Source organism: Streptomyces sp. NPDC014907, assembly GCF_055562975.1.
Window position 1 is genome coordinate 274,327 of the sequence record NZ_JBVHEG010000002.1, and the last position, 20,298, is coordinate 294,624.

19 protein-coding genes, 1 tRNA gene and 2 pseudogenes are annotated in these 20,298 nt (G+C 68.2%); 14 read left to right on the forward strand and 8 right to left on the reverse strand.

Features of this window, described 5'->3' with window-relative positions:
- Nucleotides 1–140 precede the first annotated feature (140 nt).
- The gene (locus ACZ3IL_RS06670) at nucleotides 141–899 is read left to right on the forward strand and encodes a GntR family transcriptional regulator (RefSeq protein ID WP_467387313.1); all 759 of its coding nucleotides are present in this window, start codon (nucleotides 141–143) and stop codon (nucleotides 897–899) included.
- Between the two features lie 8 nt (nucleotides 900–907).
- Here the strand turns inward: ACZ3IL_RS06670 and ACZ3IL_RS06675 are convergent, their stop codons facing one another.
- Nucleotides 908–1,537 (reverse strand): DUF4231 domain-containing protein, encoded by a 630-nt coding sequence (locus ACZ3IL_RS06675; protein WP_467387314.1) that lies wholly within the window; start codon nucleotides 1,535–1,537, stop codon nucleotides 908–910.
- A gap of 214 nt (nucleotides 1,538–1,751) precedes the next feature.
- On the opposite strand from ACZ3IL_RS06675, the gene ACZ3IL_RS06680 reads away from it, so the two are divergent.
- A complete protein-coding gene (locus ACZ3IL_RS06680) occupies nucleotides 1,752–2,216 on the forward strand; it encodes a MarR family transcriptional regulator (RefSeq protein ID WP_467387315.1) in 465 nt (154 codons plus the stop codon).
- Between the two features lie 339 nt (nucleotides 2,217–2,555).
- On the opposite strand, the gene ACZ3IL_RS06685 is transcribed toward ACZ3IL_RS06680, so the two are convergent.
- Together ACZ3IL_RS06685 and ACZ3IL_RS06690 are read right to left on the reverse strand one after the other, a co-directional pair.
- Complete coding sequence (locus tag ACZ3IL_RS06685; protein ID WP_467387317.1) at nucleotides 2,556–2,750, reverse strand: hypothetical protein; 195 nt, start codon at nucleotides 2,748–2,750, stop codon at nucleotides 2,556–2,558.
- A gap of 95 nt (nucleotides 2,751–2,845) precedes the next feature.
- Complete coding sequence (locus ACZ3IL_RS06690) at nucleotides 2,846–3,187, reverse strand: DUF6578 domain-containing protein (RefSeq protein WP_467387319.1); 342 nt, start codon at nucleotides 3,185–3,187, stop codon at nucleotides 2,846–2,848.
- Between the two features lie 126 nt (nucleotides 3,188–3,313).
- On the opposite strand from ACZ3IL_RS06690, the gene ACZ3IL_RS06695 reads away from it, so the two are divergent.
- The 3 genes from ACZ3IL_RS06695 (at nucleotide 3,314) to ACZ3IL_RS06705 (ending at nucleotide 7,082) form a co-directional block, all read left to right on the forward strand.
- Nucleotides 3,314–3,847: an SMI1/KNR4 family protein gene (locus ACZ3IL_RS06695; RefSeq protein ID WP_467387321.1), complete on the forward strand. Its 534-nt coding sequence runs from the start codon at nucleotides 3,314–3,316 to the stop codon at nucleotides 3,845–3,847.
- Between the two features lie 1,302 nt (nucleotides 3,848–5,149).
- Nucleotides 5,150–5,893, forward strand: coding sequence for a hypothetical protein (locus tag ACZ3IL_RS06700; protein WP_467387323.1), 744 nt, complete (start codon nucleotides 5,150–5,152; stop codon nucleotides 5,891–5,893).
- Nucleotides 5,894–6,146: 253 nt separating this feature from the next.
- Nucleotides 6,147–7,082 (forward strand): hypothetical protein, encoded by a 936-nt coding sequence (locus ACZ3IL_RS06705; protein ID WP_365342124.1) that lies wholly within the window; start codon nucleotides 6,147–6,149, stop codon nucleotides 7,080–7,082.
- 727 nt (nucleotides 7,083–7,809) lie between these two features.
- Here ACZ3IL_RS06705 and ACZ3IL_RS06710 read toward each other — a convergent pair.
- The gene (locus ACZ3IL_RS06710; RefSeq protein WP_467387327.1) at nucleotides 7,810–8,565 is read right to left on the reverse strand and encodes a GntR family transcriptional regulator; all 756 of its coding nucleotides are present in this window, start codon (nucleotides 8,563–8,565) and stop codon (nucleotides 7,810–7,812) included.
- A 78-nt stretch (nucleotides 8,566–8,643) separates the two neighbouring features.
- Here ACZ3IL_RS06710 and ACZ3IL_RS06715 point away from each other — a divergent pair.
- The 4 genes and pseudogenes from ACZ3IL_RS06715 to ACZ3IL_RS06730 form a co-directional block, all read left to right on the forward strand.
- Nucleotides 8,644–8,918, forward strand: a pseudogene (locus tag ACZ3IL_RS06715) (hypothetical protein); the annotation flags it as partial.
- Nucleotides 8,919–9,300: 382 nt separating this feature from the next.
- Nucleotides 9,301–9,525 (forward strand): hypothetical protein, encoded by a 225-nt coding sequence (locus ACZ3IL_RS06720; protein ID WP_367204100.1) that lies wholly within the window; start codon nucleotides 9,301–9,303, stop codon nucleotides 9,523–9,525.
- Nucleotides 9,522–10,229 (forward strand): GntR family transcriptional regulator, encoded by a 708-nt coding sequence (locus tag ACZ3IL_RS06725; RefSeq protein ID WP_467387330.1) that lies wholly within the window; start codon nucleotides 9,522–9,524, stop codon nucleotides 10,227–10,229. The genes ACZ3IL_RS06720 and ACZ3IL_RS06725 overlap by 4 nt, the downstream gene beginning before the upstream one ends.
- Nucleotides 10,226–10,507, forward strand: coding sequence for a hypothetical protein (locus ACZ3IL_RS06730; RefSeq protein WP_467387331.1), 282 nt, complete (start codon nucleotides 10,226–10,228; stop codon nucleotides 10,505–10,507). Before ACZ3IL_RS06725 ends, ACZ3IL_RS06730 begins: the two co-directional genes overlap by 4 nt.
- A gap of 307 nt (nucleotides 10,508–10,814) precedes the next feature.
- Here the strand turns inward: ACZ3IL_RS06730 and ACZ3IL_RS06735 are convergent, their stop codons facing one another.
- Nucleotides 10,815–11,867 carry a DUF3644 domain-containing protein gene (locus tag ACZ3IL_RS06735; protein WP_467387333.1) on the reverse strand — a complete coding sequence of 351 codons (1,053 nt, stop codon included), beginning with the start codon at nucleotides 11,865–11,867 and terminating at the stop codon, nucleotides 10,815–10,817.
- A 300-nt stretch (nucleotides 11,868–12,167) separates the two neighbouring features.
- On the opposite strand from ACZ3IL_RS06735, the gene ACZ3IL_RS06740 reads away from it, so the two are divergent.
- Nucleotides 12,168–13,178 (forward strand): DUF4365 domain-containing protein, encoded by a 1,011-nt coding sequence (locus ACZ3IL_RS06740; RefSeq protein WP_467387335.1) that lies wholly within the window; start codon nucleotides 12,168–12,170, stop codon nucleotides 13,176–13,178.
- 536 nt (nucleotides 13,179–13,714) lie between these two features.
- Nucleotides 13,715–13,885, forward strand: a pseudogene (locus ACZ3IL_RS06745) (tyrosine-type recombinase/integrase); the annotation flags it as partial.
- Nucleotides 13,886–13,957: 72 nt separating this feature from the next.
- Here the strand turns inward: ACZ3IL_RS06745 and ACZ3IL_RS06750 are convergent.
- Nucleotides 13,958–14,032 (reverse strand) — tRNA-Val (locus ACZ3IL_RS06750).
- 200 nt (nucleotides 14,033–14,232) lie between these two features.
- On the opposite strand from ACZ3IL_RS06750, the gene ACZ3IL_RS06755 reads away from it, so the two are divergent.
- From ACZ3IL_RS06755 to ACZ3IL_RS06765, 3 genes are all read left to right on the forward strand, one after another.
- A complete protein-coding gene (locus ACZ3IL_RS06755) occupies nucleotides 14,233–14,976 on the forward strand; it encodes a DUF4097 family beta strand repeat-containing protein (RefSeq protein ID WP_467387337.1) in 744 nt (247 codons plus the stop codon).
- A gap of 135 nt (nucleotides 14,977–15,111) precedes the next feature.
- Complete coding sequence (locus ACZ3IL_RS06760) at nucleotides 15,112–16,434, forward strand: hypothetical protein (RefSeq protein WP_467388182.1); 1,323 nt, start codon at nucleotides 15,112–15,114, stop codon at nucleotides 16,432–16,434.
- A 262-nt stretch (nucleotides 16,435–16,696) separates the two neighbouring features.
- A complete protein-coding gene (locus ACZ3IL_RS06765; protein ID WP_467387339.1) occupies nucleotides 16,697–16,906 on the forward strand; it encodes an FmdB family zinc ribbon protein in 210 nt (69 codons plus the stop codon).
- A gap of 82 nt (nucleotides 16,907–16,988) precedes the next feature.
- Here the strand turns inward: ACZ3IL_RS06765 and ACZ3IL_RS06770 are convergent, their stop codons facing one another.
- Together ACZ3IL_RS06770 and ACZ3IL_RS06775 are read right to left on the reverse strand one after the other, a co-directional pair.
- A complete protein-coding gene (locus ACZ3IL_RS06770; RefSeq protein WP_467387341.1) occupies nucleotides 16,989–17,822 on the reverse strand; it encodes an HAD family hydrolase in 834 nt (277 codons plus the stop codon).
- Nucleotides 17,819–20,281: a phosphoribosyltransferase gene (locus tag ACZ3IL_RS06775; RefSeq protein WP_467387343.1), complete on the reverse strand. Its 2,463-nt coding sequence runs from the start codon at nucleotides 20,279–20,281 to the stop codon at nucleotides 17,819–17,821. The genes ACZ3IL_RS06770 and ACZ3IL_RS06775 overlap by 4 nt, the downstream gene beginning before the upstream one ends.
- Between the last annotated feature and the right edge of the window lie 17 nt (nucleotides 20,282–20,298).

Here is a 20,298-nt window from a genome sequence, read left to right on the forward strand (position 1 = left end):
GCGGCGGCTCCTTCCTGTCAACGCGTCTCTAGAGATGTCGCCCGTTGGACGGATCGGCCGGCCGGGAAGGCGTACACGTGTGCCTCCCCGCCGGGAAGTGCGCCGTAGGGTGTGCCGCAAATGAAGGGAGGGCACCACCCGTGACCGACCAGGACAGCGCCCGGCGGCCCAAGTACCAGAAGATCGCAGAGGAGTTGAGGTCCGCGATCCGGTCGGGCACCTTCGCGCCGGGCGACCGCCTCCCTGGCGAGAACGACCTCATGGCGACCCACGACGTGGCCCGGATGACGGCCCGCCAGGCCCTCTCCGTCCTGCGGGCCGAAGGACTCACCGAGGCGCGCAGGGGCGCGGGCGTCTTCGTCCGCGTCTTCCGCCCGCTGCGCCGCCGGGGCGTCCCGCGCCTCGCGGGCGACCACTGGGGCGGCGGCCGTTCGGTCTGGTCGGCGGACATCGGGGACCGGGACCTGGTGGTCGACCGGATCGAGGTGACGGAGGAGGAGGCGGGCGCCCGGGTCGCGGAGGCCCTGGACCTGCCGCCGGGCGCGCCCGTCTGCGTCCGCAGCCGCCGGTTCGTCCTGGACTCCCGGCCGGTGCTGCTCTCCGTCTCGTACCTCTCCGCCGAGCTGGTGCGCGGCACGCCGATCACCGCCCCGGACACGGGCCCGGGCGGCACCTACGCGCGGCTCGCCGAACTGGGCCGGCGGCCGGTGCGCTTCCGCGAGGAGGTCCGCTGCCGGATGCCGACGGCGGACGAGTCCGAGCGGCTGGCCCTGGGCCCCGGAACGCCGGTGGTCCTCATCGACCGCACGGCCTTCACGGAGACGGGGACGGCGGTGGAGCTCAACGAGATGACGCTCGACTCGTCGTCGTACGTCCTGGAGTACGACTTCGGGGCGTGACGGGCGGTTCAGGCGCCCTCGCGAACGCCGCTCTCCGTCCGGGCGCCGCTCTCCACCCGGGCGTCGCTCTCCACCCGTACGTACTCGGCCCGGACGCTCTCCGACCGGACCTCGCCGACCGCCTCGCGGGCGGCGGGGACCCCGTACTGCTGCATGTCGGAACCGACCTGCCCGCCGAGCGTCATGACGTTCAGGGTGGCCGAGTTCTCGTTGGCGATGGCCTTCTCGACCCGGGCGACGAGCAGCTGGAACGACTGCCGCTTCGGCAGGTCGTGGTACGGCCCCACCCTGGCCTCGAAGTAGACGCGTTCGTGCCCGAGGAGCTGTTCGGTGGAGCGGTAGTTCTTCCACTGCTCCCGGTACCGGTACACGCTCTCCAGCGACACGGCGGCGACGACGACCACGCTCAGCACCGTGGCCGCGACCCGCGCGGAGTCCAGGTCCACGTTCACGAGCACCGGCACGAGCGACCCGCCGACGACGGACAGGGTCCGCATCCGCTGGTGCATCGCCTTCGCGCGGGTCGCCTTGGTGTCGTACCACTCCTGGTACTGCGCGAGTCTCGTCTCGATGTACCGCTGCGGCGTCATCTCGCCGCCCCGATCGCCCTGTTCGGGCGCGTCCCCCACCTCGGTCATGGCCGGAGTACACCCGCCGCGCGCACGTTCCGTCAACTCTCCGCCCGTGCGGCGCGAACCGGCGCGGGGCGCGTTCGCCCCGCCCTCGGCCAGGGGTTTCCGGTGGCCGTCCCGCCGGGGCGTCCACCGGGAGCGGACTGCAGGAAGCGCCTTGATCTCAACCGGATTTGAGGTCCTACGGTGATCGCATTCCACCGATCACGAGGGGGAGCGCATGAGCGTGACGCCCAGGGAGTACCCGGAGGAGCAGGTGGCCGCCCAGCCCATCGGGGCGTGGACGGGCGTGGCGTGCCGGCTGGTGGTCGGGGCCCTTCGTGAGCAGTTGGCGGTGGAGGACCTCACCCAGCCGTACTGGTGGACGCTCAACCACGTCGCCGGGCAGCCGGGCCGGTGGACCCGCGCGGCGCCGACCGAACGGCCGGCGAAGTGGGACGACCTCGGGACCGACTTCGACAGCGTCTTCGACGACCTCGTCGCCCGTGGCCGGCTGGTGGAGGACGCGGGGCTCATGACCCTCACCGAGACGGGAGAGGACGGGCGCCTCCGGGCCAAGGAGCGCAACCTGCGCGTGCACCGGCGGGTACACGAAGGCGTGGACACGGCCGACTTCGTGACCACGATCAACGTCCTGCGCCGCACAGTCGCCAACCTGGGCGGCGACGGCGACCTGCCCGGCTGACGAACGCCGCGAGTCGCCGCGCGCGGCCTCACTCGATGGCTCGCTAGCGCTTCTTCCGGAGCTTCCTCATCCTGGCCTCGGCTTCCTTCTTCTTCCGCTGCTCGACCCCGTACGGAGACCACGGCCCCTGGTGCCTGGAACACCGCGAGGTACCCGTGACCGCCTTGTTCTGGCAGCGGCCTCCGCTCCGGGTAGGAGCACCGCACTTCGGCTGAACCATCCCGTCCCCTTCGTCGCCGAACACCGGACACCGGAATGCTTCCAGCGCTCGCCACGGAGGGGGAGGCGCAAGCGCGGCGGACGGCAGCACGCCGACAGCACACGACCCGGAGAACGTGTTCAGGCTTCTCCCGCCGTACCGACCGGCCGCCCGGACCCGCGCCGCCGGCCCTCCTCCAGCCCCTCGTCCTCCAGAGCCGCGATGGCCTTCCGCCGCCATCGCCCGGCAACGACGGCCACCACCACCAGCACCACGAGGGCGGCGACAGGCGCGCCCCAGACCAGACCACCGACGACGAAACCGAGCGACTCCATGACTCCCCCTCGTGATGCTCCATCAGCGATCGACCGGGATCTCGTGGACGATCCCGCACAGGGCCGGACACGATGACGACCGCCGTCCCCACAGGCTAGCCCCGGCCGCTCGACAACATGGGCGACGGTGACGCCGATCTCCGCCGTCCCGTTCGCGACCCCGGCCCGGCTCGCCGACGTCCGCACCCCTGTGTTGCCCAGGGCACGCGGCGCGAGGCGGTGAGTCGTGGGGACCGGCTGCTCAGGAGTCGCCCCGGCCGTGACCGACCGCTGCCGGCGGCACAAAAGGCGATTTCATCCGCATCTTCGCCACCACCGATGTCGGCGTGGTTCTCCGGATCGGCCTCCAATAGCGTCCACGAGACACCATCCCCTGGCGCGAAGGTCTTTCCGCAGCACTGCATCTGCCGGCCATCGACCCACATCGCCAACGTCATGACGCCCTTGTCCGCTGCGGGCGACTGCTCACGGCTGCTCTTGCAAGCCTCCTGCGAACGCCACCGTGCGCAGTCAGTGATGCCGGGCGCGTCATGGGCCTTTCAGGCGGCCACTAATCTGTTCGCATGACCCCGAACGAAGACCGCCGGTTTCCCGCCGCGCTCGCCGCTGCCATGGCAATCCGGCTCGACCGCATGGGCGAGGACGGCGTCGACTTCGAACCCTACGAGTCCTTCCTGACTGCCGACGAGACAACGGATTGGCTCCGCGCGTGGACGGGCAACAGCGACCTGACCGGCGATGATTTCCGCGTCTTCGGCCAAGACGGCACCGGTGGGCACGCGGCCTTCTGGCTCGTCCGTCCAGACCGGGACCTCGCAGAGCAGCCCGTTGTCTTCATGGGATCCGAAGGGGAGACCGGGGTAGTCGCACGCGACCTGGGCGCCTTCCTGTGGCTGCTGGCCGACGGCTTGGGCCCGTGGGAAGCGGCCGCCTTCTACGCACCCGAGCCCGATTGGACTCCGCAGGTCAACGAGGACCTGACGGCCATCGCCGAGCAGTACGCTCCGGCCTGCCGCGCGTCGGCAACGACGATCGTCGCGCAGGCCGCACAAGAGTTCCCCGACTTTGACGACACCATCATGGGGCTGTGCCGCTGAGCCCAGCCATCGGGCCGGACAGCGCAACCGCCGGCATCGTCACGTGCGGGTCCGAGACCGCTCCAAGCCCTCCATAACGGCGTGATGAGAGGCGAGCTCGTCGGACCCGGCAAGGCGCGGCGAGGAACATCCTTTGCGACGCTTCTGGCACGTAACTGGCGCGGCACCCCGCAGTCGCCTTCCCGACCGGGGAACGGACAAGGCCCAGGCTCCCGGTTCAATACCGGTGACCTGGGCCTTTGTCTATCTACCTACTGGTGGGCGCGGACGGTTTCGAACCGCCGACATCTGCTTTGTAAGCTCGTGCGGGGCGCCCTCGCCAAGGGCGGATCGCTGGTCACCACCGCCACGGCGGTTCGTGTGCGACCACCGTCATCCGCCGACGTTGATGTCAGTTTTGGATGTCAGCCGGCCGCACTCAACGGCCCGCTACCGCTTCTTCCGAAGCTTCTTCATCTTGGCTTCGGCTTCCTTCTTCTTCCGCTGCTCGACCCCGTACGGGGACCAAGCCCCCTGGTGCTTGGAGCACCGCGAGGTACCCGTCATCGCCTTGTTCCGGCAGCGGCCTCCGCTCTGGGTAGGAGCACTGCACGTCGGCTGAATCATCCTGTCCCCTTCGTCGTCGGACGCTGAAATGCTTCCAGCCCGCGACGCAAAGCAGGGAGGCGCAACCGCGGCGGACAGCAGCACGCCGACAGCACAGGCCCCAAAGAACAAGCTCAGACTTCTCCCGCCGTACCGACCGGACGGCCCTGAGCACCCACGTCGGCCACTCAGAGCCTCACGGCATCACGCCTTACTCCTCACTCGGTCAAGAACTTCCTCAGGGTGAACCCCAGGGTGGCTACACCGATGAAGGTGACACCCCCTCCCCCCAGCGCGGCGTACGCAGGCGCTCCCACCGTCCAGAGAGCGGCGGTGCTGAGCATGGCGGCCATGAGTGCACCGAGCACGATGACCGCCGCCCAGAGGCCTCGGAGCGATGAGTCGTGGTTAGACAACCTCTATCAATCCCCTCATCCGTGGAATCGCGGCAGCATCCCAGGTGGGCCACGCGACGATCTCCGGCTTGACTGAGGCGATGTTGACAGGGAGAAAACACCAGGTCAAAAGGGGTGTTTACCGTCTGTGCAGGAGTCACTTGACATCAACAGATGAGTAGTCTTCCTTTGTCTCGTATAGGTCTACGCTCTTGCTGTAGTCTCTCGACCCCCGTGACGGGATCCATAGAGAAGCTCCAAGCACCCCCGTGTATCCCTGTTAGCCCCATATCCCTGTTTCTCCTGCAGGAAGGTAAAAGACGTGCCACTCGATGGACGCCAGTCTGAGGCGCTCGCCTACTTGCAGGGGGCGGCGGACAAGGCGAAGAGGCGGGGGCACATCCCTTTCCCGCCGGCGTTCGTCATCGCACCTGAGGACGGTGACTCACCTCCGCCGCTTGCTCGGCTCATCCAAGGCGGGCGCGGCGGCAAGGTGCGTCTCCAGCTTTACCTGTGCATCACCATGATGGCCACGAAAGAGCCCTTTGACCTGCGCAGACCGCCGGGCCCGAACGGCTGGACGCAGATGCTCGCACTCGACCCGAGGACGGGGCCTAGGCGGGTGGCCAGCAACTTGAAGTGGCTGGAAGAGAACCAGTTCATCGACCTCCAGCCGCAGTGGGGGCGGCCCTCGGCGATCACCTTGCGGAGCGCCACCGGCGATGGAGGGATGTACACGCAACCAAGGGAGGAAGGCCGTTACGTCGGCATGCCGGTCGAGTTCTGGACACGGGGCTGGCTCCTCCAGCTGTCGCCAACGACAACGGCCCTACTGTTTGCCCTCAGAGAAGCCCTTGGAGGGCACTCGGAGCCTCGATACATCCACACGACGAGGCGTCAGCGCTACAACCTGTCCTCGGACACGTGGACCAAGGGCCGCAAGGAACTCGAAGCGCAGGGGCTATTGACCGTCAGGCGCGAGCCGCAGGGGGACTTCTACGACTTCACGCGGCTGAGGAACGCCTACCAGCTCACCTTGGAGCGCCTGGACCATCCACCCTCCTAGCCGTGACGGAAGCGCACGCAAGCCGACTCTGCCATCGATTGAACTTGCGTGCCCCTCTCGTAGCCGGCGACGGCGACGGGCCTACGCTTTGGCACCCACTAGGCAGGACCAGGCCACCTGGCCGTCCCGATCAAGCCAAAGCACACGTGCGCGCACGCGGCTACAGCTTGCTTTACGACAACTCCTTGCGAAGATCGTCACGGACCGTCACGCTATGTGGCTACGCAGCTGTACAGCGAACGAGGTGGGGGCCATGGCGACGAGGACAGGAACGGTTGCCTTCTTTGAGATCGTGCGCGCCAAGGATGGGGTTAACCCCCGCATGGAACATGCAAATTGGCAGGCACCTCTCATGGAGATTGAGAATCGACCAGTTTCCGATCGAATTTTGTCCCACACTCAACACAGCTACATCGGCCAATCCGTCCACGCCTCCGGTCGATTCAATCTTCTCGTCGGAAGAGTAGGAACCAGTGAGCTCCAGACAGTGGATCTCGATTTGGGGCGAATCGAGGAGATGAGACTTGAGGGAAACAAAGGAACCATCGACACAACAACGGTATGCTTCCTGGACTACGGAAATATCATCGGTGTCCTACAAGGGAAGCCAGGTTCCCCCCGAGCGTCTTCTATTCAACGATGGCTCAACGGATGCAACGTCGCGAGTGAGGAAATCGCCCTCTGGCCTGTAATCGGGCAGAATGTATGGGAGAAGCTCGAAAAGGCAGACGCCGTTCATAGCTTCGAGTTCAGCTACCGTCCGAGCCCCGCCATCCCGCCCCCCGACGGAGAGGGATTGGCAAGCTTTGTAAGACTTAGCTCCGAACGCTACCCGGATCATCGCATTTCACTGAAGCTGGAAGTCCCCAAGAAGAACGGGCCCGGGCCAGTAGCACGCTTCCGTGCACAACGCAGATTGCAGGGCGACATCCACTCCCTGATGTCAGAACTCGGCTACCTGGAGGAGCCTAGCGGGATCGATCGCGCGCAGGCCAATATCACATCGATCGATGAAGATGGCGAAGTAACTGATGAGCCACTCGACTTCATAAAGCACCACATTACGGTCAAGTGCCGCATTGAAGTGGGCTCAAACTACCCGCGTCCTCGCTACGAGTCCGCCGTGGAGGCGATCCTGCAGGTGGCACGCGACCGTGAAAGGGACCTGAGGGCCGCTGTCAGTGCCTAGAGCTAGTGTTGGACTCCTTGGGTCGAGGGGGTGTGGCAGCTATGTTCCGGGTCGTCACAAGAATCAAGAATATATGGAGCGAAACGCCGGGCCTTGATTGGCTGGCCGCAGCGCTCGTACTCGCTATTCACGCAGCCTGGTGGAAAGCTGGAGGGATGCCAGCTTTCTTCGAGAGCCCAAGCTTGGATAGAAGGAAGGATGTTTACACGACGACTGCTTCTGTCGCGGCCTTGGTTGGCGGATTCGCTACTGCAGCCATCGCACAGTACGCAAGTTCCCGCGGCGATACAATCCAAGCCATGCGTCAGCGGTTCGGGCCTAGCTTGCGACGGAATTGGTCCAGCATCCTGAGCAGCATGCTCTTGATTGCCGGAGGGTGCATCTTCCTTCTTTTGATCGACCGGAACTCCAAACCGGGATTCTCGGCTTGGCCGGCCGAGGGCTTGCTGCTCCTGGGCTCCCTTCGCTCCATGCGCCTCATTTGGCTTTTCAACGCACTAATTGGCGTCACGGACCGAGACGCGATCGAGCCCGCACGGTCTCCCGCAATTCGGCTGGCAGGCGAGCCGCCTAGCGATCCGCTGTCCGGGTCCACGACGCATCGCCCCTAAGCGGTACATAAAGCTAGCCTGGTAGCCAGGAGCGGCTGGCAATAATGACGGACATTGCTTCCATTTGCTGCTGCAGATACCGAGCCTAGCGACTCTACCCCCTGCGCGAAGCCTATTCAGCGGCTGATCGGGATCTCGTAGACGATCTCGCAATGGGCGGCGGGCACGATGATGTCGGCAGTCTCGACGGGGCGACCCTCGTCGCTGTAGTACGTCCGCCGGATGTGCGTGACGAGCGCGGCCTTCTGGATCCCGAGAAGGGAAGCCTCCTCGGCAGTCGCCTGCCGCGGCTCGGGCTGCTCGACGGCGTGGCTGACGGTGACGCCGATCTGGGCCATTCGGTTCACAACGCCGGCCCCTGCATGCGGTCCACCCTCGGGCAGAACGACAAGGGTCCCGCCGGTGAGGTCGTACGGCTCCCAGCTCGTAGACAGCTGCACGGGCCGACCGTCGGCGAGGAACTCGTACACGGTCCGGACACATAGCTCGCCCTCACCGAGCCCGAGCCGCGCGGCGATCTCGGCCGGCGCGGGCACCTTCGCATCGGTCCGGCTCTCCCAGCCGCCGTTCCGCCCGACGGCCTTCATGTCCGCCCGGAACGGCGACTCGTCCGGCTGCTCGCGCGCCGCGGACCGCACCATCCGCACCCGCGCCCGGGGCTCGGCCACGTAGGTCCCGGACCCCGCCCGCCCCTCCAACACACCCTGGGAGATCAACAGCTCCTGGGCCCGGCGAACGACGTTCTCGCCCACCCCGCACTCCTGGCCGATCTGGGCCCGCGAGGGCAGCCGGTCTCCAGGACTCCACTCGTGCTCCGCGATCCGCCGCCGCAGTTCGTCGGCGATACGGAGGTATGGCGGCTGCTCAGGCATATGGAAAATCTAGTCCACTAGCTCTAATCTAGTTAACTAGCTTCACTTAAAGTGATCACCGGTAACGGAGGCTGCCCTGTGCCTGCTCCCGAAGTAAGCGCGGAGGCTCTCGCCGCCCGGTTGTCCGCACTCGGACTCACCACACGCGTGCTGGCCCACGCCAGGCACACGTCGATCGAAGCGGAGGTACCGGAAACCCTCCCGGCAGAGACATGGCGGGAGGTCCTGGAAGTCCTGGCACAGGCAGACCGCTTCGGTCTCCTCGCCACCAGCCTGGGCGGCCGAACCCTCTGGGCCGCCGTGAACAAGCGGTCCCCGCGACACGCGACGTCCGGGGACCCGGCCATCAGCGATGGGAGCTGATCAGCATGCGCAACCGTATCCGCCGCGCACTCCACCCCACCAGACCACGGCACGCCCGAACCACCCACTCCCACAAGCCCTTACGCCGCGCCACCCCACTGGGACGGACCATCGCCCACGGTGTCAGCACGCTCCGTGTCAGTCGGTGCGCCCCCAGCGTCGAGCGCCCCCACCTCACCCAGGCGGAGACGCCCTGATGCCCCACACGAAGCTCACCCCGTACCGCTCGTCCCGGTGCCAGATCGGCACCCATCACGAGTGCGCCCATTCCTCCCCGGCAACGGCCCCGATCGGCATCCCGGTGGTCTACGAGGCATGCGCCTGCGCCTGCCACACGCCAGCGACCACCCCGCCCCGCCCGGAGGAAACGGCATGAAGTCCTGGACCCCGACCGGCGCCGTGGTCGCCCCCATCGAGATCAGCTCGATCAACGTCCAGCGAGGCGACGTCATCCAGATCGGCGGCCAGCCCTGCCGAGTGGCCGACCTCCGCCAACTCCCCCTCGGCGCAAAGCGCCTCCTCTTCGAAACGGGTGAGCAACTGACCATGCACCCCCGCACGCGCCTGGTCGCCCTCCGAGTCCAGAGAAGGTGGTGACCACGACCATGCCGACTCTCCGCGACACCATCGCCGAAGACCTCCGCACCCAGATCACCACCGGTCACCTCAAGCCCGGATCCCGTCTCCCTTCGGAACCCAAACTGGCCACCCAATACAAGGTCAGCACCCCGACCCTCCGCCAGGCTCTCGCCCTCCTCCAAGCCGAAGGACTCATCGAGAAGACCCAGGGCAAGGGCAACTTCGTCCGAGCTCCGCTCCGCCGCATCACCTACGTGGGCGGCGCTGGCATACCGTTCGCCCCCGACCTCCAGACCAACATCCGAACCACCACCGTCCGAGCCCGCGGCCACATCAGAACCCTCTTGAAGGTCCCCTCCAACACCCCCCTGACGGAGTTCCACTGCACCACCTACGAGGGTGCGACACCCCGAAGCGTGGCCCACATCTACATCCCGCGCGACCTCGCACCGACCGCACGACTCGCCTCGCCTCCCTGGCCCGGCGGTCGAGACACGGACCGTACAGAAACCCAAGAGACGGTCACCGCCCGCCTCCCCACCCCGAAAGAGGCATCCGCCCTCCGCATCAGCCCCACGCGGACGGTCCTCACCATCACGCGCATCGCCCTCAACTCCACCGGCCGCGTGATCGAGGCCGCACTCCTGGCCCTCCCCAGCGATACCGCAGACGCGTTCTTCACCACCCACCAGACACTCAAAGGAGGGGAGACGGACAGATGACCTCCCGCGACGAATTGCGCCTCCTCCCATGGTCCGGCCCCGACGGTAAGCCGTACTTCTTAAGCACCGACGACGACAGCAGCCGCCTGTCTCGCCTGGCCGACACCGTCGAAACGACCTACCTCGACCAGGCCGCCGATGTCCTGCACCACGCCATCGCGCTGCTCGTCCTCCCGGAGCCCGACCCCGTGGAACTTCGTGCGGCGTCAGCAGATCTCACGGAAGCCTTGGGTCAGGTGCTACGCGTTGCAGAGAGCCGCGGCCGGCGCCTCCCATAGGCGGGGATCCTCGCCTGCTCCAACTGGGCCGTCCCTAGTCGAAAGCACCGCAAGGCGTACAGCTCTACACGTAAGAGTACGAAGCCCCCAGCATCCCTGCCGGGGGCTTCTGACACACGGCTCCGGAGGGCTCGTGCAATAGGAGCGGGGTTGCGTACCTCGCTGGTCTGCAAGTCGGCCACGCCTCTTTCGCCCTGCCCCGCCACTGGCGACATCTGTGCGCCAGCCGACCGTCTGGAGGCGCGCTGTTCGTCAGGCTTAGGCTGCAACTCCTAGCAACAAAGCCGAGCCACGCGGCTTGGGTTCTTTACTCGGGATTAGAGATCGGATCCTTTCCGAAAAATGCACGGAATTTCTCCGGAGCGTCAATCTCCTTGATGCAGCGTTCCACATAAGCTTTCGTGAATACATAATTGTCGTGAGCTGCATTATAGAGGCAATACCGAGTGTCAGTTCGCTCCTTACTGGGATCACTCGTCGCCGGACGAACGCCATGCTTCTGCCACATCTTAGTGAAGTGGTGCTGCTGAAACACATAAGGAAGTCGCGAAGCAACTTCTGCGCACGCCTTAGCGGGGGAAAGGGCATCCTTCAAGTAGATGTCCCGTTGCTTTTCCGTGATAATTACGGAACCTGTCCGGCTTCGGCTCTTCAAATCTTGGCGCTCTTCGTCACTCAGGCTTTCCGCCTTTAGGAATGTCACCGCCAAGTCAGCTTCACTTTTAGGCCCCTTAAGCGGGGTTAGAAGCACCCGGTACTCATAGCGTTCACTCCCCTTCACCGAGTCAGTTAGATCAGCCTCAAAGCGAGTGATGTACGTTTTTACCTTCGCTGGGAGCTTCCTCCTGATCTCTAGCTGCTCTTCAACTCCTTGCGGAGTGAGAGATTGCACAAAAATAGGAAAGCGGAGCTCGCTGGACAGGCTGTGATCGCCACCAAATCTAGCTGTCAACTCGGCTTCATAGTTGATCACCAGGGCGTGCGCACGGGCACCGGTGGCCACGATCAGAGATTTCTGGAACCTATGCTCAACTTTGTTTCGAATGCCAACGAAGAACTCGATATTCTTTCGGACTGGGTCGTTTTCCGCATACGCCTCCTCGGCGCAGCGCAGCAACTCCCAGGTTTTTACGTCTCCATCCTTAGTCTTGAGCGGTCGGCCGCTCTTATCCTTATAGCTAAAGTCAATGCCATTCTTTTCGAAATGCGCATGGAGGAGGTTCTGCCAGGCTAGATGCATATGCACGACAAAGTCCAGATAACTCCCTTTATCGCCTGGCCTGTTATAAAAGTCGATCGCGCTACACGCCTGCCTACGCGACTCTTGCAGTGTGTGCCACCACCGGGGGCGAGGAGGCATGGGACCCCTCCGATCATGCGTGCCTGTACGTAGCGCGATCGTACGGCCTCACCTGCCCCACGGCACCCTAATTCGACTCAAGCGGCCGGCGGATCGCCGTCGTTCATGGTCCTGCTTGGTTCTGGTGCAGCCTGCCCCCCAGGAGAGCTCTTGGCGGCGCGCAGCTAGCCCCGGCTGCAGGAGCGACAGCCCACAGGGGCCGTGGCTGATGGCCAGGGCACTCAGCCGGAGGGAAAATCGCAAGATCACCTGACCTCGGGCACAGTCACCGCTACCGTGACAGTGACTGGGGAGGGGAGCATGGCACGGGTTCGACCAAGCCTCCGCATTGAGCGAGCTGGTGTTAACGCGGTGCGGTCTCTGCTTGAAGATCATGGACACATCGTCCAAGAAATTGATGGAGGAAACGATCACGGCGAGGATCTACATGTCTTGCTGACGCGAGACGGGCGACGGACAGGACACGTTCTTGCCATTCAGGTAAAAGCTGGCAAAAAATATAAGCGAGCCAAGGGGTACATAGTTCCTGTCGGAGATCATTCAGACGACTGGAGAGAGAGCAGAATCCCCGTTGTCGGTATCGTATTCGACATCGACACGAAAGAACTCTATTGGGTGAACTTGACTGCGGAACTTAGGCGTACCGATAATCCCGTCAAGCGTGTCCACATCCCTCGAACCGCCCTCCTGAACGCAGATACCATACCGTCATTTGCGGAGCAGCTGGAGAGTTATATCGATTCGACTGGAATGAGACTCAGGGATTTCACCCTCGAAGAAGCATTCGCCGCTGTCGTGCGAGCCCTGGATGGCGTTGACCCCAACAGGGCACCCAACCCTCTATTTGAGGGGTTGGCCGACATTATTGTGCGCCACGAGATGCGGGTAAAGCGCTTTGGGCGGCTCGCACTCCAGGTCTGCCCATTGCTCCTCCTTGCGGGTCTGCTGATTTTTGAGTGGCCGTATCAGGTGCGCTTCGTAAGCGAGTACATGGACTTGAACCCTGTGCTCACCACGGGAAGTCTTTATTGTTTCATCCTTTGGCTCTCACTTACGGTCCTGTTTGAGCTGCGGGCGGGACGGCGCCCCAAAGAGACGGGAAATTGGCTGATCAGCGCCTGCACCCTCTTTCTGTGGATCCCTGCAATGGATGACGGTGATGCGCCGGAGTGGATGGGTAAGTCATTAGTTATTGCCAATGTGTTAATTTCTCACTTCGGCCTTCTCACGCTACTTACTTTCTACGTCAAGCAGGCGGTGATCAGGAAGAGGCGTCATGTCATCGGTTCTTCCGAGGGGACCATGGAGTAGGCGATCCGTCCACGATCAACCTGGACTCTCATCCCGTCTGCCGTCGACCCACACACCGTGGAGCAGGCGCGGTGCCGGGCGTCCAGGTGGAGCGCCCAACTGGACGAACGACCTGGACGCCCGGTGCCGTGTCTGCTCGGCTCTGCCTGGGTCGACGGCAGACGGAATGGGAGTCCCCCACCGACACAACCCACCGGTCGGCACCTGCCCACGGACCCCCTCCATCCCGGAGCCTGAGCGCCCCCGCCGGAGGCATCGTCTTGAGCCGCACTCCCGTACGGCCTCGGCCGCGTCGTGGTTCGTCGCCATCAACCCGAGCTGTCAGGCGTGCGGCCGGCGGTCGGGCTGGAGCGGGGCGGAGACAGGAGCGCAAGCCCGGGCGCCGGGCCGCGCGCAGCGGGTGCCTTGATGAACTAGAGAAAGTCTGACCGCGCTGGCCTCAGAGGGCGATCGGCTTGTAGGTCATGGCCCTGTCGACCACCTTCTCGGGAGTCAGCTCGGGGTCTGAGTCCCAGAAGATGTAGTCGCTGATGTGTACGGCGACCCTCCTCACCGCCGCCGGCGTCCCGCCCCGCGTCGTGATGGAGATCCTCGGGCACAGCCAGATCGCCGTGACGATGAACGTGTACACGCACGTCGTCCAGGACACGCAGCGGGAGGCCGTGGGTCACGTGGATCGGCTGCTCAGGAGTCGTCCCCGGTCGTGATCGACCGCTCCCGTTGATGTCAGAAATAGATGTCAAAGGCCCCTCGCCATGATCGGCGAGGGGCCTTCGTGCTGGTGGGCGCGGACGGTTTCGAACCGCCGACATCTGCTTTGTAAGAGCAGCGCTCTACCCCTGAGCTACGCACCCGTGGGAGGAGCAACAGCCTACATGGCCCGTGGGCGGGTGCCGCAAACCCGGGAGGCGGGTGGGGTGGGTGCGGGGGCTGGCCCCACCCCGGAGACGGTGGGTCGCCGGATCGTGACGCCGTGTGGCGGGACCGTACCGTCGGGGGAACGTCGTGTTCCTCTGGGGGTTGGGTCGTCATGGTCGCAGGTCGTCCGTTCCGTGTGTTGTCCGTTTCCGCCGGGGCCCTGGCCGCCGTGCTCGCGCTCGGCGGGTGCGGGGCCGCCGACGCCGAGGGGGCGCCGGTGGAGAGGAAGGACTTCGCCTTCGCCGGGACGTCGCTCGTCGTCGACTCGGACGACTCGCGGCTCGAGGTGACGCCCGCCGACGTGGACGGCGTGCGCGTCGAGCGGCAGGTCGACGGCTGGGTGTTCATCGGGTCGGGGCCCGAGGCGACCTGGAAGCTGGAGGGCGGGCGGCTGACGCTGCGGGTCGCGTGCGAGGCCGTCGCCTCCCACTGCGGCGCCCTGCACCGCGTCCAGGTGCCCCGGAACGTCGCCGTCACCGTCGAGAGCGGCAACGGGAGCGTGGCCGCCGAGGGGTTCGCCACGCCCCTGAAGGTGCGGTCCGGCAACGGGGACGTACGGGTGCGGAAGGCCGGCGGGGCACTCGACCTCGACAGCGGGAACGGCCGCGTGGTCGTCGACGCCGGCACCACCTCGCGGGACGTCACCGCCCGGTCCGACAACGGGGACGTCCGGATCGCCCTCGGAGCCGTACCCCGCAGGGTCGACGTGGTCACCGACAACGGCGGGATCACCGTGGAGGTGCCGAAGGCCGAGTACGCGGTGACCGGGGGCAGCGGCAACGGCCGGGTCCGCCTCGACGTTCCCCGCCGCGAAGGCACCGGGCACGCCGTGAACGTCCGCAGCGACAACGGCGACGTCACGGTCCGGACGGCGAACTGACCGGCCCGTGTGTTCGTCCCCACCGGGTGGGAGAATGGACCCGGACCGGGCACGGCGGACACAGCACGGGAGAGGTACGTGGCGGCGAGCGATACGAGGAGCGCGTCGGCGCCCAGGGTTTCCTCCGCGTTCCGGCTGGCGTTCGCGCTGCCGCTGGTGGCGGTGGCACTGCTGCCGCAGGCCTTCGCCGGCGGGGGGACCCGGCGGTGGTTCGGGGGGCGCGGGGAGGGTCAGCGGGCCGAGGCGCAAGCCGCGAAGGACGCCGCCGCGGCCGCGTTCTACGAACTCGACACCGCCCAGCGCGGACTGCGGATCTCCATCGAGACCATCACGGCCGTCGACGGCTCGCCCGAGGCGCTCCGCGCCGTCGAGGGCTTCGAGGCGCTGGGGCGTCGCATCGACGAGGTCAGCCACGCGTACATCACCGCCGTCGACGCCCACGACCTCGACCACGACGAACTGGACGGGGCGACCGCCGCCCGGGCCCGCGCCGACCTCACCCGGGCCAGGGACGAGCTGAACCGCGTGAAGGGCGAACTGGACCGGTTCGAGGCGGGTCTCGCCCCGCTGCTCGATCGCGCCGAGACCCAGCTCGCCCGGCTCGCGCCCGCCGTCGAACGCGCCCGGCAGTCCCTGCGGGGCGCGAGCGACGCCCTCGACTCCGTGCGGGAGAGCGGGCTGCGCGCCGACGACCTCGCGCTGCGGCTCGCGCGGCTCGGCCCCGAGCTGACCCGGCTCAACGAGGGCGCGGGCCGGCACGGCGTCCCCGGGACCCTGCAGCGCGCCGACCGGGTGCTGCGGGACGCCGAGGCCATACGGGCCGAGGCCGGGCGGCTGCCCGCGCGCGCCGCCGAGATCGACCGGCGCCTCGTCTCCCTGCGCACCCGCACCGAGGCGCTGACCACCCGCGCCGGAGGGGTCGAGCCCGTCCTCTCCGAGCTGCGGCGGCGGTTCTCCGCCGCCTGCTGGCAGGACCTCCAGCACGTGCCCGAGCAGGCCGCCGACACGCTCCGCCAGGCGGAGGAGCGGCTCGCCGAGGCGGGACGGGCGCGGGCCGAACAGCGCTGGCCCGACGCGACCTCGCTGCTCTCCACCGTCCGCGCCCTCCTGGACGCCACCGACGAGGCCGTCTCGGCCGCCGGCGACCGGCTGCGCCGCCTGGACGCCGTCGCGAAGGACCCGAACGCCGAGACCGACCGCGCCAGGTTCGCCGTACGGGACGCCCAGCGGCTCGCGATGGACGGGCGGACCACCCCCGATCCGCGCCACGCCCGGCCCCTCGACGAGGCCGTCGCGCGGATCGACCGCGCCGTCGGGACGCTGGAGGGCCGCCACCCCGACTACTGGCACTTCCTGACCGAGCTGGAGGCCGTGCGCGCCACCGCCGCCCGGGTCGTCGGGCACATCCGGGAGGAGCGGGGGGCCGGCGCGGGGACGGGAACGGGGACCGGGCACTGAGCCCGCCGGGCCCGCCGCTTTCACCGGCTCCCGCCCGCTCCCGTCGGCCCCCGTCGGCTCCCTCCTGCGCCCCGTCGGTTCCGTCTGCTTCGCCGCCCCGGCCGGTCCCGGCACCCTCGCCCGGTCCGGCGGCCCCGGCGTTCCCGGTTCGACCGCCCCGACGCCTCCGTCCGTTCCGGCGCTCCCGCCCGCCCCGCCGGACACCGGACCGTCGTTCCCGTCGCCCGGGCCGCCCCGGCGGGACACCGCCTAACCTGTTCCCATGCCTCGTTACGAATACCGCTGCCGCACCTGCGGCGACACCTTCGAGCTCAGTCGGCCCATGGCCGAGTCCTCCGATCCGGCCGCCTGCCCCGCCGGGCACGACGACACCGTGAAGCTGCTGTCGGCCGTGGCCGTCGGCGGCAGCGGCACCGCCGCCCCCGCGCAGGGCGGTGGCGGCGGTTGCTGCGGCGGGGGCTGCTGCGGCTGACCCCAGGACGGGCCGGGACGGGCCGGCGCGGGCCGGGACGTGCGTGCCGGGCGCCGCCGGGCGGGACTTCCGGCACCGCGTCCTAGCCGGCCGCCGCCGTCCGGAAGCGGCGCAGGATCTCCTCCCCCGCCGCGACCCCTCGTTCCGCGAGGACGTCGAGGTGGGGGGCGGTCCAGTCGCCGTCGGCCAGTTCGCCGTGGCCGGGCCGCCAGGCCCGGTCCGCGGCGAGCAGCAGGTCGGCGTCGAGGAGGGAGTCCCCGGCCGCCAGGGTGAGCGCGGCGCCGGTGCGGCGGGCGAGTTCGCGGACGGCCGCACCCTTGGTGAGCGGCTTCGGCACCGCGTACACCTTGCGGCCCTGGAGCGAGACGGTCCAGCCGCGCTCCCCCGCCCAGCGGCCGAAGAGTCCCAGCCACTCCTCGGGGAGCAGGTCCCGTTCGACGACCAGGTAGGCGAAGAGGTCCTCGGCCACCCGGTGCTTGCGCACCCAGGACTGGTCCGTGGTGGCGGTGAGGTAGGCGCGGATCTCGGAGAGCGGCGCGCACTCGTCGGCGAGCCGGTCGAGGACGGAGGCGTGCCAGTCGCGGTCGGTGACGCCGTCGACGAGGATGTGGCCGCCGTTGGCGCAGATCGCGTACTTCGACGCGGTGCCCGGGAGCCGGATGCGCTGGTACTGCTTGCGCGTCCGCGTGGTGGTGGGGACGAAGAGGGTCTCGTCGGCCAGCCGCGCGAGGAGGCCGGCCGCGTCCTCGGTCATGTAGGAGAGCGGCCTGGACTCGTGGACCTCGACGCAGAGCAGCCGGGGCGCGAGCGCGTCCGGCGCGGTGAGGGCGAGGGCCGCGGCCGAGTAGATGAGGGTGCGGTCGAGGTCGCTCGCGACCAGGACGGGCGCCGGGGCCGGGTTCGTCGTCGTGCTCACCGGGACGCCACCGTCCTGCCGTCGGCGCCCGTCGCTCCCCGGGTGTACCGGGGGTGGATCAGGCCCACGCAGCTGTACGGGAGTCCGTCGACCTCCTCGACCGGTACGCCGCGCTGTTCCGCGAGCAGCCGTACGTGCGCGAGGTCGGCGCCGGCCCCCCGGTCGGCGAGGATCTTCCAGGGGACGCGGCGGAGCAGGACGCGGGTGGTCTCGCCGACGCCCGGCTTGACCAGGTTGACGTCGTGGATGCCGTACTCCTCGCTGATCCGCTCCACGGCCGCCCAGCCCTCCCAGGTGGGGGTGCGGTCGGCGGCGAGCAGTTCCTTGACGTCCGTGTCGACGGTCCCGGTGACCTCGGCGAAGCGGGCGGTGACGGCGTCGAGGAAGGCGCCGGAGACGTCGGAGTCCGCGAGTTCGCGGTAGAACTTGGCGCCGTGGAAGTCGTCCGGCCCGACGAGGTCGGAGCGGAGAACGGTACGGGAGACCAGGCCGGAGACCGTGGAGTTGAGGCAGGCGGAGGGGACGAGGAAGTCCTCGCGCGTGCCGTAGGTGCGGACGCAGGAGCCGGGGTCCGCGAGGACCGCGATGTCCGGGTCGAACCCGTCGAAGTCCTTGAGCGCTTCGGCGAGTTCGCGGGTGATGGCGCCCTTTCCGGTCCAGCCGTCCACGAAGACGACGTCGGCGGGGTCGTGGTGGGCGGCGAGCCAGCGCAGCGCGTTGGCGTCGATCCCCCGGCCGCGCACGATCGAGACGGCGTAGTGGGGGAGGTCGAGGCCGTGGCGGAGCCGTGCCCAGCGGCGCATGAGGATGCCGACGGGGGTGCCGGCGCGGGCGAGCGAGACGAGGACGGGCCGGCCGGCCCGTTCGGCGAGGACGGTCTCGGTGACCGTGCCGACCGCGTGGGCGATCCGGCCGGCGGAGGCCTCCAGGGCGGACTGGAAGAGCGCCTGGTACTCCTCGCTGGGCTGGTACTCGACGGGCAGCGACTCGGCATAGTGGGCGCCGCCGCTCTGGACGGCCTCCTCGCGTTCCTCGGTGGGGGCCTCCAGTTCGACGCCCGAGAGGTCCTGGAGCAGCCAGCCGACCTCGTCGGGCGCGTACGAGGAGAAGGCGGGGCCGCGGAGGGGCTCGGGCAGCATGGAGCTCCTTTCGGGAGCTTCGGGGGTGCGGGGGGCGTCGGTGGCCGCGGCGGTTCCGGGCACGTACGAGGGCACGACCGCGAGGACCACGTGCGGGACGTGGGCCGCGAGCTGGGCGAGGAGGCCGTCCGGGGCGTGCAGGGCCGGGGTGTCGGCGGCGGAGTCGACCACGAGGACGGCGGCGTCGAAGTCCGCGCCGGCGACGTTGTAGGCGTAGCGCTCGCCGGGGCCGTCGGCCGGGTCGTCGTGGGCGGGGAAGACGAGCCGGGTGCGTATCGCGTAGCCGGGGTCGTCGACGGCGAGGACGGGCGAGCGGGTGGTGGTGGAGTAGCGGACGTCGTGTCCGGCCTCCTCCAGGGCGGTGCCGAGGCGCAGCGGCGTGTACATCAGCTCCTCGAAGCCGAGCACGAGGACGCGGCGGGGGGCGGCGGGGGCGTCCCGGCCCTCCGGGGTCTCCAGGGCCCGTCCCACGCGTTCCGCCAGGGCCGGCAGGGCGGCCTCCAGGAGTTCCCGGTGCGCGGGGGTGAAGCCGTGGCGTCCGCCGTCGGGCAGCCCCCGGGGCCAGTCGAGCGCGACCCGTACGGGGGCCGGGCCGGGTGCCGGGGGCGCGGGGGCGGGCGGGGCCCCGTACTCCTCGACCAGGGCCAGGCCCCTCTCCAGGACCCCCTCCGGGAGGCGCACCGTGCCGGCGGCGCGGGCGATCAGGTCGACGCGGGCGCCGATCTCCTCCGCGAAGGCCTCCAGCCGGCCGAGGTCGGCGGCCGAGCGCATGTCCACGAGCGCGACGACGACGTACCGCTCGCGCGGGTAGCCGTCGTGCAGGGCCCTGATGGTGTTGAGGACGGTGTTGCCGGTGGAGAACTCGTCGTCCACGAGGACCAGCGGGCCGTCGCCGGCCAGCAGCTTCGGGTCCTCGGGGAGCAGCAGGTGCGAGGTGGCGTGGGAGTGGGACTCCTCGAAGCCGCCCGCGCGGGCGACGCCGGGGACCGGGCGCCGGGTGGAGTGGAGGTACGGGGCGGTGCCGAGGCCGTCGGCGACGGCGTGGCCCAGGGCGGTGGCGGTCTCCGCGTATCCGAGGACGACCGAGCGGGCGGCCTCCTCGTCGCCGAGGAGCGCGCGGACGCGCCGGCCGAGGTCGAGGCCGGCGCCGTACACGACCGAGGGGCGCTGCGGCACGTGCTTGCCGAGCACGCCGGAGACGAGCAGGTGCGCGCGTCTGGGGTTGCGGCGCAGCGCGAGGCCCAGCAGGTCTCTCAGTTCCTCGCCGCCGGTCAGTTCGACGCCCAGTCGCTCCGCGACCCACGTTCCGGTCCACACCACGTCGTCTACGTCCCTTC

What these genes read in the sequence shown, in the direction of transcription:
- ACZ3IL_RS06720 (WP_367204100.1), top strand. Translation starts at nt 9,301, where the DNA reads ATGAAGTCCTGGACCCCGACCGGCGCCGTGGTCGCCCCCATCGAGATC.
- ACZ3IL_RS06695 (WP_467387321.1), top strand. Translation starts at nt 3,314, where the DNA reads ATGACCCCGAACGAAGACCGCCGGTTTCCCGCCGCGCTCGCCGCTGCC.
- ACZ3IL_RS06675 (WP_467387314.1), bottom strand. Translation starts at nt 1,537, where the DNA reads ATGACCGAGGTGGGGGACGCGCCCGAACAGGGCGATCGGGGCGGCGAG.
- ACZ3IL_RS06690 (WP_467387319.1), bottom strand. Translation starts at nt 3,187, where the DNA reads ATGACGTTGGCGATGTGGGTCGATGGCCGGCAGATGCAGTGCTGCGGA.
- ACZ3IL_RS06680 (WP_467387315.1), top strand. Translation starts at nt 1,752, where the DNA reads ATGAGCGTGACGCCCAGGGAGTACCCGGAGGAGCAGGTGGCCGCCCAG.
- ACZ3IL_RS06710 (WP_467387327.1), bottom strand. Translation starts at nt 8,565, where the DNA reads ATGCCTGAGCAGCCGCCATACCTCCGTATCGCCGACGAACTGCGGCGG.
- ACZ3IL_RS06705 (WP_365342124.1), top strand. Translation starts at nt 6,147, where the DNA reads ATGGCGACGAGGACAGGAACGGTTGCCTTCTTTGAGATCGTGCGCGCC.
- ACZ3IL_RS06765 (WP_467387339.1), top strand. Translation starts at nt 16,697, where the DNA reads ATGCCTCGTTACGAATACCGCTGCCGCACCTGCGGCGACACCTTCGAG.
- ACZ3IL_RS06740 (WP_467387335.1), top strand. Translation starts at nt 12,168, where the DNA reads ATGGCACGGGTTCGACCAAGCCTCCGCATTGAGCGAGCTGGTGTTAAC.
- ACZ3IL_RS06685 (WP_467387317.1), bottom strand. Translation starts at nt 2,750, where the DNA reads ATGGAGTCGCTCGGTTTCGTCGTCGGTGGTCTGGTCTGGGGCGCGCCT.
- ACZ3IL_RS06730 (WP_467387331.1), top strand. Translation starts at nt 10,226, where the DNA reads ATGACCTCCCGCGACGAATTGCGCCTCCTCCCATGGTCCGGCCCCGAC.
- ACZ3IL_RS06735 (WP_467387333.1), bottom strand. Translation starts at nt 11,867, where the DNA reads ATGCCTCCTCGCCCCCGGTGGTGGCACACACTGCAAGAGTCGCGTAGG.